Below are 13,352 nucleotides of genomic sequence, written 5' to 3'. Positions count from 1 at the left end.
CGAGAGCCCACTCTCCCCCACTGGGAGGGGTCAGAATGTCGGCATGAACGGATTGCTGACGATCGGCGAGTTCTCTCGAATCACGCATCTGTCGGTGAAGACGCTGCGCCGCTATCACGAGTCGGGTTTGCTCGAACCCGCGACGGTGGACGAGTGGTCCGGCTACCGGTATTACGCCACCGACCAGGTCGCGGTGGCGCAGATCATCAGCCGATTCCGGAAGATGCAGATGCCCGAGCGTGAGGTGCGGGCAATCGTGCAGACACCCGACCCCGATGCCCGCGCCCGACTGATCACCGAACATCTCACCCGACTCGAGCGCCAGTTGGACGACACCCGATCAGCGGTGACGGCGCTGCGACGGTTGCTCGACCCGACACCGCCTGCCATCGATGTTCGACGCGTTCTTGCCGAACCGTTCTCTGTAGCAACCATTTCCGAGGTGGTCGAGGAGTCCGACGTGTTGGCCTGGTACTCCGACGCTATGGCCGAGCTCGACGCGGTCGTGTCCGACACCACCGGCCCACCGGGCGGGTTGTACGACAACGAATTGTTCACCGACGGTCGCGGCAAGATGACCGTCTACGTCCCCACCGTCGATGCCCCGTCCGTCGGGAGAATTCGGCCGTTGACGCTGCCTCCCGTCGAACTCGCGGTGACGACCCATCATGGACCTCACGACGACATCGACGTCACGTACGGTGCGCTCGGGGTGTACGTGGAGACCAACGGTCTGTCCATTGCCGGGCCGGTTCGCGAGGTCTACGTCGTCGGGCCGCGGGATACCGAGAATTCGACGCTGTGGCGTACCGAAATCGGGTGGCCGGTGTTCACGGCATCCCCAGCGGCGACGCCGTAAGAGTCAACGGCCCAGCTGCCTGCTTGCCCCACCGATCTCTGCGTGGGTACCGATCTTGGCGTTCCGTCCCGCTCGATCCCCGGCCTTGCGTGCGCCCTCCGAGTAGCCGGCGTTTGCGCTCTGGCCGCGCCAGTGCCCGCGTGCGGTGGAGGTCTGTCGGTAGTAGTCGCGTAACTCGATCTCTTTGTCTCGCAACACCAGAGCGGTGCCGGCACCGGAGGTCTCCTGTGCGATGGCCTTGGCTTCGGTGTCTTTCTTGACCTCCGCGAGCCGTTGACCGATGCGCGACGCGAATGCCGTCTGGAAGTTCAGACGCGCGGTCACGGCGGCGACGGGCACCTCCTCGCGTCGGGTGTAGCGTCGACGATTCTTGATCTCGGTGACGGTACGAATGGCGGTCTCGGACTTGTAGGCACCGGACTTGATGTAGGCGTCCGATGCTCGAACCATCTGGATGAGCAACGAGGAGTACAGCGCTTCGGCGGTCTCGATATCGGAGTCGAAACCGTAGGCGAACACCTGCGTCGACGACCTCGACACGTCGCACTGGACATCGTTGGCGTGCGCGATGGATACGAACAACTGGACGTAGGTCTTGAGCCCACGCTTGCCGGGCTCCCCGATGGGGATCACTTTCTGGGTCGGCGTCGCCTGCCGTTCTCGCGATGCGCTGTGTGAACGCGCCACTGCCAGATCGACCGATGCCGACGTGGCCAATCGCTGCGCAGCCTCCATGAAGGCCTCGGCCTCGTGGGGATTGTCGGTGGACTCCGCCTGGCGCAGCAATCCGCCGATTCGCGTCAGCATCTTGTCCGAACTCATGGGCGAAAGGCTACCGGGCACCTCCGACACGTCCGGGTTGACCGATTCAGGAACTCGATAATGACCCCGGTGCGGTGAGTTGTGTGCCACAGTACCCATCGACATATGTGTCGGGGGAGCATCACAGCACGATTCTGCGTGCCCATCTCCGGGCGCATACCACCGCGTAGAAGTAAGTGGAGAAAACAATGGCGTCTTTGATCACGAAGGTGGCAGTGGTTGCAACAGCAGCCACGCTGCTGACGCTCACCGGATGTTCGAGCGACAGCGGTTCGAGCGGCGGCGATTCGGGTGCCGCATCCGAAAACGCCGACGGCCGTGGCCCTATCACCTATGTAGAGGGACAGGACACCACCGAGACCGGTGTCGTCCAGCAGATCGTCTCGGAGTGGAACGCCAGTCACCCCGACGAGCAGGTCACCTTCAAGGAGCAGTCCGCCGACGCGGATCAGGCCCACGACGACTTCGTTCAGCAGCTCCAGGCACAGCAGAGCGACTACGACGTGATGGCACTCGACGTCGTCTGGACCGCCGAGTTCGCCGCCAAGGGCTGGCTCGTGCCGCTCGAGGGCGAATTCGCACTCGACAACGCAGGGGTTCTGCCCGCGACCGTCGCCAGCGCAACGTACAACGGCAAGCAGTACGCCGCACCGAAGAACACCAACGGCGGATTGCTCTACTACCGCAGCGACCTGCTCCCCGAGGCACCCACCACCTGGGCCGAGCTCACCGAGGATTGCCAGGTCGCCCGCGACAACAACATCGATTGCTACGCAGGGCAGTTCGCTCCCTACGAGGGTCTGACGGCCAACGCGTCGGAGATCATCAACGCGCACGGCGGATCGATCGTCGCCGAGGACGGCAAGACCCCCACCGTCGACAGCCCGGAGGCCAAGGCCGGACTGCAGACCCTCGTTACCGCGTTCGAGACCGGCGTTATCCCGGCCCAGGACACCACGTTCAAGGAGTCCGACAGCCAGCAGGCGTTCCAGGACGGACAGACTCTGTTCCTGCGTAACTGGCCGTATGTCTACGGCACCGCGGGCGAGGAAGGCTCGGCTGTGGTCGGCAAGTACGCGGTTGCACCGCTTCCCGGAGTCACCGGCGTCGGCACGTCGACGCTCGGCGGATACAACGCCGCGATCAGCGCGTACTCCGAGAACAAGGCCACTGCTGCGGACTTCCTGCGATTCATGCAGGGCGAGAAGGCCCAGCGCATCATCGCCGAGGGCGCTCTGCCCCCCGTGCTCTCGTCGCTGTACGACGATCCCGCACTGATCGCTGCGATGCCGTACCTTCCCGCATTGAAGACGTCCATCGAGAACGCCGTTCCGCGTCCCGTCACCCCGTTCTACCCGGCCGTCTCGAAGGCTGTGCAGGACAACGTCTCTGCCGCCATCAAGGGTGAGAAGAGCGTCGACCAGGCGATCACGGACATGCAGGCCGGTATCGAAACCGCCGGCGCCAACTGAATTCGGGAGAACCAATGGCTGTACCTGCTGGGGTAACCAGTGGGGCCGCCGCAACCACCGCGGCCGGGGGCTCGTCCCCCGGCCGGCATGTGCGGTCCAAGAACAAGCGCTTCGGCCTGACGCCGGGTCGGGCTTGGCTGTTGATCGCACCGACGATGGTCATTCTCGCGATCGTCATCGTCTACCCGGTGATTCGAGCTCTGGTGATGTCCTTCTCGAAGGATCCCGGTCTCGATCCGGCCACCGGCATGTTCGTCACCGGTGGATCCGCCGGCTTCGACAACTACACGCACTGGATCCTGCAGCAGTGCACCTCGGCGTCGGGCACATTGGTGCCCTGCCCTCCGGGAACGCTGGGGTCGCAGTTCTGGGGTGCGGTCGGGAACACCGCGTTCTTCACTGTCGTGACGGTGTCCATCGAGGTCGTGATCGGCTTCGGTATGGCCGTCATCATGGGCAAGACCTTCGCCGGCCGCGCTCTGCTGCGCGCGGCGATCCTGATTCCCTGGGCCATCCCGACGGCCGTCACGGCCAAGCTCTGGTACTTCATCTTCGCGTACGACGGTATCGCCAATCGCATTCTGGGAACGAACATCCTGTGGACCGGCGACGCCTGGCCGGCTCGTTTTGCAGTGATCATCGCCGACGTGTGGAAGACGACGCCGTTCATGGCGCTGTTGATTCTGGCCGGGCTGCAGATGATTCCTGCCGACGTCTACGAGGCCGCTCGCGTCGACGGGGCCTCGGCGTGGCAGCGTTTCACCAAGATCACGCTGCCGTTGGTCAAGCCCGCGTTGATGGTGGCGATTCTGTTCCGCACCATGGACGCGCTGCGTATGTACGACCTGCCCGCCATCCTCACCGAGGGCAATCCCGCCACGCGAACCATCTCGATTCTGGTGGTGGATCAGATCCGACAGGGATTCAACAGCGCGGCGTCGTTGTCGACCATCTCGTTCATCATGATATTCATCGTGGCGTTCATCCTGGTGAAGTTCCTCGGTGCCAATGCCGTTGCCACTCAGGACAATCAGCGTAAGGGGCCCGGCCGATGAAGCAGGCTCGCATCTATCTCGGTGTCGTCGTCATTCTCGTCTGGGGGCTGGCGCCGTTCTACTGGATGGTCGTCACCGCATTCCGCGACCCGCGCTACACCTTCGACACCACGCCGTGGCCGACGCACGTCACGTGGGTGAATTTCGAGAACGCGTTGTCGACGGCGAACGGCAACAACTTTCTTCGGGCGGTGGGAAACAGTCTGATCGTGGGTGGAGCGACGACGCTGATCGCATTGATCATCGGCATCTTCACGGCATACGCGCTCTCGCGCATCGACTTCCGCTTCAAGTACGTCGTGACGGGCATCATCCTGGGAGCCTCGATGTTCCCCGTCGTCGCGCTGGTGACCCCGCTGTTCCAGTTCTTCACCAATATCGGCTGGATCGGCAGCTACCAGGCGATGGTCATCCCGAACATCTCGTTCGTCCTGCCGCTGACGATCTATACGCTGGCCGCGTTCTTCGCCGAGTTGCCCTGGGAACTCGAAGAAGCCGCACGGATCGACGGCGCCGGACGCTTCCAGGCATTCCGCCTGGTGATGCTTCCACTCGCCGCACCGGCGCTGTTCACCACTGCGATTCTTGCGTTCATCGCCGCGGTGAACGAGTACCTGTTGGCCAGTCAGCTCTCGAGCGACAAGACCGAACCGGTGACCGTGGCTATCGCGCGCTTCACCGGCAACGATCCTTTGGTGGTGCCGTACGCCGCAATCATGGCCGCCGGCACCATCGTTGCGATCCCACTGGTGATCATGGTGCTGCTGTTCCAGCGTCGCATCATCTCCGGACTGACGGCGGGTGGCGTCAAGTCGTGACGGCGCAGGACCACCTTCAGCTGCTCGCGGGAATCCTCGGATTCTTCGCGCTGGTAGCTCTCGGATTCGCAGTAGCCGGGATCATCGGAGGTGATCCCGGCGTGCTTCCGTCCGTAGCGCTACTGGGCTTACTGGTCGCACTGTGGTTCGTCGTCAGGAAGTTTCGCTGAAACTCGTTCGTGCGACCGCCACCAGTTCGGTCAAGGCCGGACTCATCGCACTACGCCACACCAGGGCCAGCAGGGCGGCGGTGTGCGAGTCGGTCAGCTCGACCGAGACGAGCCGATCCGCGTAGGACGACGCCATCGACGCGCTCAGAATTGCGACGCCCAAGCCCCGCGCCGCGAGGTCTGCTACTGCGTCGGGGGCGGTGGCCTGCAATGTAATCGACGGCGTCAGTCCTACTCCCGCACAGTCCCTGTCGAACACCGCACGAATGCCGGTTCCCTGCGGTAGCGACACGATCGGGTACCCGCACACCTGGGCCAGCGTTACTTTTCGATGCTCGGCCAGTGAGTGCGTGGGCGGAACGGCCGCGACGATCCGCTCGTCGATCACCAGCACCGATTCGAGCCCGGCTGGGATTCGAGCGGCGATGCCGACCAATGCAACATCTAGCTCACCGGATCGAACGTCTGCTACCAGCTGATCCAAATTACCTTCTTGCAGTGCAAGTTCGACGCCGGGATGAGCATCGTGGAAGCGAGCCAACGCGTCGAACAATTGTGGAACGGTGCAGGCCGTGACCATCCCTACGCTCAACGATCCGCGCAGTAGTCCGGTCACATCGTCGACGGACTGCTTCACCGATCCTGCTGCGGCCAATGTTGCCCTTGCCTGCGCCAGAGCCGCTTGGCCTGCGGTGGTCAAAGTGGCTGTGCCACCTGATCTGTCGATCAGCTCGGCACCGAGTTCTCTTTCGAGCGCTCTGATCTGCGCGCTGACCCCCGATTGACTGATGTGCACGCGAGCGGCAGCACGGGTGAAATTCGCTTCCTCGGCCACGGCCACGAAGTACTCGAGTTGTCTCAGTTCCATTGCCGGACTCCCAGATCGGGACCGTCGCCGGCGTCGAGTCGGGCAACGCTGCGCTTGGGTGCTGTGATGCGATAGCTGCAGTCGATCAGTTCGGCGGCCTCGGCCCAGACGTCGTCGGCGGCCTCGTCATCGGGGAGAATGTTCAGGTCGAATCCGACCCAGCCGGCGGGTCCGAGGTAGGCGGGATGGAAGTAGCGCGGTTCGAGCTCGCAGGCCTGCTGCTCCTCGACGCTCTCGCACTTGACGAGGATCGCCAGATCGAATTGGTCGCCGCCCTTGACTCCACCGCCGAAGTAGACGAACACCGAGTTCGTCCGAAAGGTGGGCCTGCCGTGAGAGATCTTCTCGGTTACGTCGGGGTACGCGAACGCCAGTGTCCGGACGCGTTCGAGAACTGGGTGCTTCGAGGTGGGGTCGATGGCCACTCCAGAACCATAGCGCAGCGACCCTAGCTGGGGCTATGAGTAGAAGTTCTGACGGTCAGTCGCACAAACTGTTGGACTTCTGGCACGGCCGGTTCGAGACTCGATGTCATGACACGAACAGCCGAAGAAATTGCAGCGACCTACTTCGAGGCCTGGAAGGCGAAGGATTTCGACACTCTGGCATCCATCCTGCATGCAGATGCAACTTTTCGGGGCCCACTGGGCACGGCCGACAGCGGCGAGGAATGCATCGCTGGGTTGAAAGAAATGTCGCAGATCGTCACCGACTTCGACATCGAGCACGTATTCGTCGATGGCCCGAACGTGCTGACGTGGTTCGACCTGCACACCTCGATAGCACCCCCGGCCGCCACCGCGAACTGGCAACGAATCGAGAACGGAAAAATCGAAGCAATCAAGGTGACCTTCGATCCCCGGGCCATCATCGAGGCGGGATAAGCGAACGCCCGCCGGCACTCGATGTGACATTTGGTGTCCCTTTCGGGGGTCAATGTCACATCTAATGCACCGGCGGGCGTCTGTGGTGCGGAGAATTACGCGTCGATGATGAACGCTTCGAGCTGCTCGCGAGCGACGTCGTCGGCCAGCTGCTTCGGCGGGCTCTTCATCAGGTATGCGGATGCCGGGATGACCGGTCCACCGATGCCGCGGTCCTTGGCGATTTTCGCAGCGCGGACTGCGTCGATGATGACGCCGGCGGAGTTGGGCGAGTCCCATACTTCGAGCTTGTACTCGAGGTTCAGGGGAACGTCACCGAAGGCGCGGCCTTCGAGGCGGACGTAGGCCCACTTGCGGTCGTCGAGCCAGCCGACGTGGTCGGACGGTCCGATGTGGACGTCCTTGGCGTTGAATTCGCGCTGCAGGTTGGAGGTGACTGCCTGCGTCTTGGAGATCTTCTTCGACTCGAGGCGGGTGCGCTCGAGCATGTTGAGGAAGTCCATGTTGCCGCCGACGTTGAGCTGCATGGTGCGGTCGAGCTGCACGCCGCGGTCCTCGAACAGCTTTGCCATGACGCGGTGGGTGATGGTGGCACCGACCTGGCTCTTGATGTCGTCGCCGACGATGGGGACGCCTGCGTCCTCGAACTTCTTGGCCCAGACGGGGTCGGAGGCGATGAAGACGGGCAGTGCGTTGACGAAGGCGACGCCTGCGTCGATGGATGCCTGTGCGTAGAACTTGTCGGCTTCTTCGGATCCGACGGGCAGGTAGGACACGAGCACGTCCACCTTGGCGTCACGCAGTGCCTGCGCGACGTCGACGGGCTCGGCGTCGGAGATCTCGATGGTCTCGGAGTAGTACTTGCCGATGCCGTCGAGGGTCGGTCCGCGCTGGACGCTGACGGTGCTCGGGGGCACGTCGGCGATCTTGATGGTGTTGTTCTCGCTGGCGAAGATGGCCTCGGAGAGGTCGAAGCCGACCTTCTTGGCGTCGACGTCGAACGCGGCGACGAACTCGACGTCGCGGACGTGGTACTTGCCGAACAGGACGTGCATCAGGCCGGGAACGGTGGCGTTCTCGTCTGCGTCCTTGTAGTACTCGACACCTTGGACCAGGGATGAGGCGCAGTTGCCCACACCCACAATGGCCACGCGGATTGCGTTGTTGTTCTCACCCATGGTCGGGTTCTCCTTCTGTCTTGACTGTCCTGTTTGGTGCTGTGTGGGACGGTGCTGGGTTGGGGGCGGCCTGCTCGGCTGCGATGACTTCGTTGAGCCAGCGCACCTCGCGTTCACTCGATTCGAGACCGAGCTGGTGGAGCTGCCGGGTGTAGCGGTCGAGGGTTCCGTTTGCTTTGGCCACAGCGTCGCGGAGGCCTTCGCGACGCTCCTCGACCTGGCGGCGTCTGCCTTCGAGGATGCGGACCCGAGCTTCCGCTGGGGTTCGACTGAAGAAGGCCAGATGTACGCCGAATCCGTCGTCGGTGTAGTTCTGCGGTCCGGTGTCGGCCACCAGTTCGGCAAATCGTTCCCTGCCGAGTGGGGTGAGTACGTACACCCGTTTCGCTCGTCTTTTGACGAGCAGTTCGGGTCCGGCGTCCTCGGCGATGAGACCGTCGGTTTGAAGTCGACGGAGTGCCGGGTACAGCGATCCGTACGAAAATGCTCGAAAAGCTCCGAGTAGGCCTGTCAGCCTCTTGCGGAGCTCGTAGCCGTGCATGGGTGATTCGAGAAGCAAGCCGAGAATTGCGAGCTCGAGCATGCAACTCCCCCTTCTCGTATCCAACAACTCTTCATGGCGATGCGATCGACCGCTCTATCGGAGAATGTATCGCGCCGATACATGTTGTGACAAGCCGATGCCCCGTTTTCGCGACGTACATCGGTAGCGGAAGATGCGTTTTTCTGGATTCGGCCCGGGTATCGAAGCAGGAACAAGCTGCATCGAAGGAGGGCACATGAACGAACACGATCCACTGTCGGGCCAGGTCAGCGCGGACAACCATGCCCCAGATTCCCATGTGGGCGAGCTGTCGACTGTGCAATTGGTCGAACGGCTGACCGCCCAGGTATCGACGCTCGTGCGGACCGAGATCGACGCCGGCCTCGCCGAAGTCAAGAGCAAGGGAAGCCGACTCGGCGTCGGGATCGGGATCTCGGGTGCGGGGGCGCTGCTGTTGTTCCTCGGACTTGCGACCGCCATCGCTACCGCAGTGCTCGGACTTGCAACGGTCCTGTCCGCCTGGCTCGCCGCACTGATCGTCGCCTTCGTAGTGCTGGCGATCGGGGGCATCCTGGCCGCCGTCGGTGCGTCACGGGCGAAGAAGGCCCTGCCACCGGTACCTGCAGACACCGCAACCCGGGTCGGCGAGGACATCGCCGCAGTCAAAGAGGGAATCCGATGACCGACTCATCGGCTCACGGCGGCTCCGATCAGCCGCCCAGCATCGAGGAACAGCGTTCCGACCTGGCCGAGACGGTCTCCGCACTCGCAGCCAAGGCAGACGTACCCACCCGAGTGAGTGACGAGGCCTCCCGTCAGGCCGCGCGCGTCCGATGCCGTGCGCCGCAGCCCGGGTGCTGCTGCGGGTGCCGTCGGGGCCGTCGTAGCCGCGTTGCTGGTGGCGCTTCTTCTTCGTCGCAGGCGTACGAGAAAGGCCTTCCGATGAGTGCGGTATCGAAAGCTTTCTACACACCCATGTCCTTGGCGACCAGCGTGCTCGGCGGGCTGGCGGCCGGCGCGGTCTTCAAGCAGGTATGGAAGCGCGTCGGCGATAACGACGCTGCCGCGCCGGATCCGAAGGACCTGAGCCGCTCACTACAAGAGGTGCTTGTAGCGGCAGCAGTTCACGGCGCGGTGTTCGGCCTCGTCAAGGCCGCTGTCGACCGAGCCGGTGCCACCGGCTATCGCGCCGTTACCCACGAGAGCCCGAAATAGGGAATTTCACGCGTCGGCGACCGTAGCTCGAGAACGTAGTGTGCGACGCATGACTCCGGTCGACGCGCTCGCCGCCGCTGCCGCCGTCAATCTGGGCTTTCAGCTGGTGGTGACCGCCGTTGTCTACCCGGCGCTGGCGGAGGTGCCGGACGGCGACTGGCCGCGTGCCCACGACGCCCACTCTCGGCGAATCACTCTCGTGGTCGGCTTGGTCTACGGACTACTCGCTGCCGCGTGTCTGTGGGTGTTGGTCTCCGGTTCGACCGATCCTTCCGTCCTTATCAGCGTGGCCGGCGCAGTGATCTCCGCGCTTGCGACTGCGTTTGTGGCTGCCCCTGCCCACGGCGAACTAGGGCGTACGGAACGTACTGAACACCTGATGCGTCGGCTGCGAACAGCAGACCGCGTACGTCTCGGTGGTGCAGTGTTGTGCGCCGTGTTCGCTCTGGTGGCGTGATCGTGCGGGCAAACGTCGTGAACCGCGAGGCAGGCGATGGTCGGTTCAGCGAACCGGTGCCACCATGAGCACCGCGTCGACTCGGTATTCGCCCCACTGCTGCGCAGATGTCCCGATTCGGTGCCAGCCTCGCTTGAGGTAGAAGTCGAGCGCGGCACCACTCGGATCGACGAGCAGCACCGGTACCCGGCCCATGTCGCGTGCAGCATTCACTGCGTGTGCGAGCAATGTCGTTCCGCTCCCCGGTATGGAGCCGTCGGTCACCAAACGCGACACCACGGCGAGTCGATCGGCAGAGACCCCCGCTGCTCGCTGCCATTGCGCGCTCGCATCGTCCGCGCCCGCATCCTGTTCCGTCGATTCCGCGGGATGCAGCGCGATATGTCCGACGACGGCACCGTCGTGTTCGGCGACCCAGGCCGCGAGTTCGTTCGGTGGCGCAAGCCAGTCGGCCCGCACCGCCGCGGCCCGCACGGGGTACCGGTGCGTCACGTGCGCATGTTGCAAGATGGGCAGGAGGGTGGTCAGGTCGCCGTCCCGTCGGGGCCGCACGCGGATTCCCGATGTGGCGAGCATGTCGACGAGTGTAAGGACGTACGGATCTCTGCTGTCCAATACCTGTGCCCTTCGACCAACCACGTCACTCGTCGTGGTGGATCGGAAGGTTCCCTTACCTCTGATGCGAGTGAACTATCGGCTCACCGAGACGATGTTGCCCGCGAAGTCCGCCTCGATGCGCCCGCCGTTGTCGTCTTGGTCGTGCGCAGTGACAGAGATGCGTCGGTTGCCCCGAGTCTCGTCGATCATGGCGTACTCGACGACGGCGTTCGGAACACCGACGGCCTCGGGTGTGCTCGCAATCAAACCCGCGAGTACCTCGGAATCGATTGTGCGCCAATCGAACAACGCGTCATCGGCGTCGGCGGGGTCGGTGTCGAGATTCACTTCGAAGCCACCGGAGACGAACACTCGCTCGCGTCGGCCTTGCGCCGACGGGCGATAGACGTCGGCACGATTGTCACCGAACTGGATGTACACCTCCAGCACCTCGGAGCTGCCGAAGCGTTGGACGTAGCGTTCGCGGAAGTCGTCGAGCCCGGCTGCGGTGTCGAACACGAAGGGGCGGGCGACGATGGGAGTCACTCCTACCGGTACGTCCATCGGAACGGTGGGGGCACCGCTGCTCGTCGTCGGTGATGCGACGACAGCCGCAACCGGTACGGGTTCTTCCTTGTCGTTCGTGGTCAGGAACGCCACCAGCGCGACGGCAACGATGACGACCGAGCCGAGGGCAAGCAAAAGCCGGCCTTTGGGTTCGGCGGTTCGAGGAGCTGGTTCAGGAAGGTCCATATCCACCTGAAGGTCCGAGACCAAGCGTCGTAGATCGCTCAGAGTGATCGCCACCCGTGCCCGATCTGTGCGGAGGTGATGTTCGTCGAAGGTGAGCTGACCGTCGGCGTACGCGGAGTCCAGCACGGTGCCGGCCAGCGCGCGGTCGATCTCGCGAGCACGGAAATCCGGTCTTCGAGCCATGCGGTGGCTTCCTTTCGGGGTGGTCAGCCGAACGAATACGGCGTGACGCGCAGGAAGTTGCCTGCTGGATCGAACGCGAGATTGCCGCTCTCCATGTCGGAGTTCTCGGCCGAGAGATATATCTGCGGCCCGTTGTCAGTGCCGGAAAAGGTCACGTTGTAGCTGTCGACGCGCGACATGTTCAGACTTTCGGAGGCACCGGCGATGATTCCCGCCGCTTTGTTCAGGTCGACAGTTGCCAGATCGATTTGAGGCTCGTCGAAATCCCGCGTGGTCGAGAAGACGTCGTCGAGGCCTTCGATCACGCCGTCGCGGTAGGTGTAGCTGATCTGTTTCTGTGGCAAACCGGGGGCGGGAACCCAGATGACGGCGTAATCGACGTACAGGCCCAGCCGGTCCACCACGGACGTCCCGGTTTTCTGCTGCAGAGCATCCACGATGTCCACCACGGCCGCAGGATTCTGGTAACCCCCGGCCCCGAGTCCCGAAGCGGGGTCCTCGGTACTCGAGCAGGCGCGAATCACGAAGGTGAGCGCCACGAGCGCGGCAACCGCGGGAACCGCGACCGTCATGAAACCCAGGCGTGAGCCTTTCGCCGTCGCGATCGGATGCGCCAGCTCGACGGGGCCGGCCATCGGCTGCAGGGCGGTGTCGTTCTGTAGATCCTCGATGAGGATGTGCAGATCGGCGATAGTCGGGGCTTCTTTCGCCAGATCGATCCTGGCTGCGTGCTCGAAATCGGACAGCTGGCCGTCGGCCAGTGCCTCGTCCAACGTGGCGCAGGTATCGGAGCGATCCACATCACGTGCCCGAGTGGTGGGTGACAATCGTGTCGGCACAGGTGGAGCATAGTTTTCTGGCGCCGAAATGGGACCGCTTCGCTGCGGAGACGGGGGTTCGCAGGTCCCCGTCGGAGGGGGCGCACGTACTCTGGTCTCGTGCGACTTCAGCGACAGGTGGTGGACTACGCCCTTCAGCGTCGGTCGCTGCTGGCCGAGGTCTACTCCGGTAGAACGGGCGTGGCAGCGGTCTGCGACGCGGATCCTTACCTGCTCCGTGCGGCCAAGTTCCACGGCCGCGGCAGTGATGTGGTGTGCCCCATCTGCCGCAAGGAGCAGCTCACCTTGGTGTCCTGGGTTTTCGGTGAGAAGCTCGGTGCGCTCTCGGGATCGGCGCGGACGGCCGACGAACTCGTCCGGCTCGCAGCAACCCAGGAGGAGTTCTCGGTCCACGTGGTCGAGGTGTGCCGCTCGTGCAGCTGGAACCACCTCGTCCAGTCCTATGTTCTCGGGGCTGTCCCCGCGCCCAAACAACCCCGTCGTCCGCGATCGGGTTCCCGCCAACCGAACCGTCGTACCGCGAGTGAGTGACACAATCGCTCGGCTGAAGCCTTCTCGCGAGAAGTCGACGCGGCCGCCGACATTACTGGAGATCCGTACGTGAGTTCCCCCTACGACAACAACCCGGGTAACAACGA

At 63.6% G+C, this 13,352-nt stretch carries 18 protein-coding genes and 1 pseudogene; 11 read left to right on the top strand and 8 right to left on the bottom strand.

The genetic code is table 11. From position 1 onward, the window contains the following. Positions 1-43 precede the first annotated feature (43 nt). Positions 44-859 (top strand): MerR family transcriptional regulator, encoded by an 816-nt coding sequence (locus tag ACFI9K_RS11275; protein ID WP_462663569.1) that lies wholly within the window; start codon positions 44-46, stop codon positions 857-859. 3 nt (positions 860-862) lie between these two features. Here the strand turns inward: ACFI9K_RS11275 and ACFI9K_RS11270 are convergent, their stop codons facing one another. After that, a complete protein-coding gene (locus ACFI9K_RS11270) occupies positions 863-1,681 on the bottom strand; it encodes a DUF2786 domain-containing protein (RefSeq protein ID WP_462663568.1) in 819 nt (272 codons plus the stop codon). Positions 1,682-1,869: 188 nt separating this feature from the next. On the opposite strand from ACFI9K_RS11270, the gene ACFI9K_RS11265 reads away from it, so the two are divergent. The 4 genes from ACFI9K_RS11265 to ACFI9K_RS11250 are packed head-to-tail and all read left to right on the top strand — an operon-like array spanning position 1,870 to position 5,196. After that, positions 1,870-3,153, top strand: a complete 1,284-nt coding sequence (locus ACFI9K_RS11265) for an ABC transporter substrate-binding protein (RefSeq protein ID WP_462663567.1) — start codon at positions 1,870-1,872, stop codon at positions 3,151-3,153. A gap of 14 nt (positions 3,154-3,167) precedes the next feature. Then, complete coding sequence (locus tag ACFI9K_RS11260; RefSeq protein WP_462663566.1) at positions 3,168-4,208, top strand: carbohydrate ABC transporter permease; 1,041 nt, start codon at positions 3,168-3,170, stop codon at positions 4,206-4,208. Beyond that, positions 4,205-5,026 carry a carbohydrate ABC transporter permease gene (locus ACFI9K_RS11255; RefSeq protein ID WP_462663565.1) on the top strand — a complete coding sequence of 274 codons (822 nt, stop codon included), beginning with the start codon at positions 4,205-4,207 and terminating at the stop codon, positions 5,024-5,026. Before ACFI9K_RS11260 ends, ACFI9K_RS11255 begins: the two co-directional genes overlap by 4 nt. After that, the gene (locus ACFI9K_RS11250; RefSeq protein WP_462663564.1) at positions 5,023-5,196 is read left to right on the top strand and encodes a hypothetical protein; all 174 of its coding nucleotides are present in this window, start codon (positions 5,023-5,025) and stop codon (positions 5,194-5,196) included. The genes ACFI9K_RS11255 and ACFI9K_RS11250 overlap by 4 nt, the downstream gene beginning before the upstream one ends. On the opposite strand, the gene ACFI9K_RS11245 is transcribed toward ACFI9K_RS11250, so the two are convergent. Next, positions 5,180-6,064, bottom strand: coding sequence for a LysR family transcriptional regulator (locus ACFI9K_RS11245; RefSeq protein WP_462663563.1), 885 nt, complete (start codon positions 6,062-6,064; stop codon positions 5,180-5,182). The two genes, ACFI9K_RS11250 and ACFI9K_RS11245, sit on opposite strands and share 17 nt — an antisense overlap. Further along, positions 6,055-6,489, bottom strand: coding sequence for an MmcQ/YjbR family DNA-binding protein (locus ACFI9K_RS11240; RefSeq protein WP_462663562.1), 435 nt, complete (start codon positions 6,487-6,489; stop codon positions 6,055-6,057). Before ACFI9K_RS11240 ends, ACFI9K_RS11245 begins: the two co-directional genes overlap by 10 nt. A 108-nt stretch (positions 6,490-6,597) precedes the next feature. Here ACFI9K_RS11240 and ACFI9K_RS11235 point away from each other — a divergent pair, with 108 nt between their 5' ends. After that, positions 6,598-6,948, top strand: coding sequence for a nuclear transport factor 2 family protein (locus tag ACFI9K_RS11235; RefSeq protein WP_462663561.1), 351 nt, complete (start codon positions 6,598-6,600; stop codon positions 6,946-6,948). Positions 6,949-7,043: 95 nt separating this feature from the next. Here the strand turns inward: ACFI9K_RS11235 and ACFI9K_RS11230 are convergent, their stop codons facing one another. Next, positions 7,044-8,126 (bottom strand): inositol-3-phosphate synthase, encoded by a 1,083-nt coding sequence (locus tag ACFI9K_RS11230; RefSeq protein WP_222091483.1) that lies wholly within the window; start codon positions 8,124-8,126, stop codon positions 7,044-7,046. Beyond that, positions 8,119-8,709 (bottom strand): PadR family transcriptional regulator, encoded by a 591-nt coding sequence (locus tag ACFI9K_RS11225; protein WP_027495058.1) that lies wholly within the window; start codon positions 8,707-8,709, stop codon positions 8,119-8,121. Before ACFI9K_RS11225 ends, ACFI9K_RS11230 begins: the two co-directional genes overlap by 8 nt. Before the next feature lie 196 nt (positions 8,710-8,905). On the opposite strand from ACFI9K_RS11225, the gene ACFI9K_RS11220 reads away from it, so the two are divergent. The 4 genes and pseudogenes from ACFI9K_RS11220 (at position 8,906) to ACFI9K_RS11205 (ending at position 10,342) form a co-directional block, all read left to right on the top strand. Beyond that, positions 8,906-9,352 carry a phage holin family protein gene (locus ACFI9K_RS11220; protein WP_462663560.1) on the top strand — a complete coding sequence of 149 codons (447 nt, stop codon included), beginning with the start codon at positions 8,906-8,908 and terminating at the stop codon, positions 9,350-9,352. Further along, positions 9,349-9,450: pseudogene (locus ACFI9K_RS11215) on the top strand (DUF3618 domain-containing protein); the annotation flags it as partial. The gene ACFI9K_RS11220 and the pseudogene ACFI9K_RS11215, both read left to right, overlap by 4 nt. A gap of 162 nt (positions 9,451-9,612) precedes the next feature. Further along, entirely contained in the window at positions 9,613-9,885 is a 273-nt protein-coding gene (locus ACFI9K_RS11210) for a DUF4235 domain-containing protein (RefSeq protein WP_462663666.1), read from the top strand. Between the two features lie 49 nt (positions 9,886-9,934). Then, positions 9,935-10,342 carry a hypothetical protein gene (locus tag ACFI9K_RS11205; protein ID WP_462663559.1) on the top strand — a complete coding sequence of 136 codons (408 nt, stop codon included), beginning with the start codon at positions 9,935-9,937 and terminating at the stop codon, positions 10,340-10,342. 45 nt (positions 10,343-10,387) lie between these two features. On the opposite strand, the gene ACFI9K_RS11200 is transcribed toward ACFI9K_RS11205, so the two are convergent. The 3 genes from ACFI9K_RS11200 to ACFI9K_RS11190 form a co-directional block, all read right to left on the bottom strand. Beyond that, positions 10,388-10,918, bottom strand: coding sequence for a GNAT family N-acetyltransferase (locus tag ACFI9K_RS11200; RefSeq protein WP_462663558.1), 531 nt, complete (start codon positions 10,916-10,918; stop codon positions 10,388-10,390). Between the two features lie 114 nt (positions 10,919-11,032). Further along, positions 11,033-11,875, bottom strand: a complete 843-nt coding sequence (locus tag ACFI9K_RS11195) for a DUF1707 SHOCT-like domain-containing protein (RefSeq protein WP_462663557.1) — start codon at positions 11,873-11,875, stop codon at positions 11,033-11,035. A 23-nt stretch (positions 11,876-11,898) separates the two neighbouring features. Beyond that, positions 11,899-12,714 (bottom strand): DUF1707 SHOCT-like domain-containing protein, encoded by an 816-nt coding sequence (locus tag ACFI9K_RS11190; protein ID WP_462663556.1) that lies wholly within the window; start codon positions 12,712-12,714, stop codon positions 11,899-11,901. Between the two features lie 99 nt (positions 12,715-12,813). Between ACFI9K_RS11190 and ACFI9K_RS11185 the strand changes: the two genes are divergently transcribed. After that, positions 12,814-13,245, top strand: a complete 432-nt coding sequence (locus tag ACFI9K_RS11185) for a DUF5318 domain-containing protein (RefSeq protein ID WP_170944655.1) — start codon at positions 12,814-12,816, stop codon at positions 13,243-13,245. Positions 13,246-13,352 lie beyond the last annotated feature (107 nt).

The sequence above is a fragment of the Rhodococcus sp. PSi06 genome, assembly GCF_054960675.1.
Note: the sequence above shows the minus strand (reverse complement) of the source record. Positions and strands in the feature narration are given on the sequence as shown.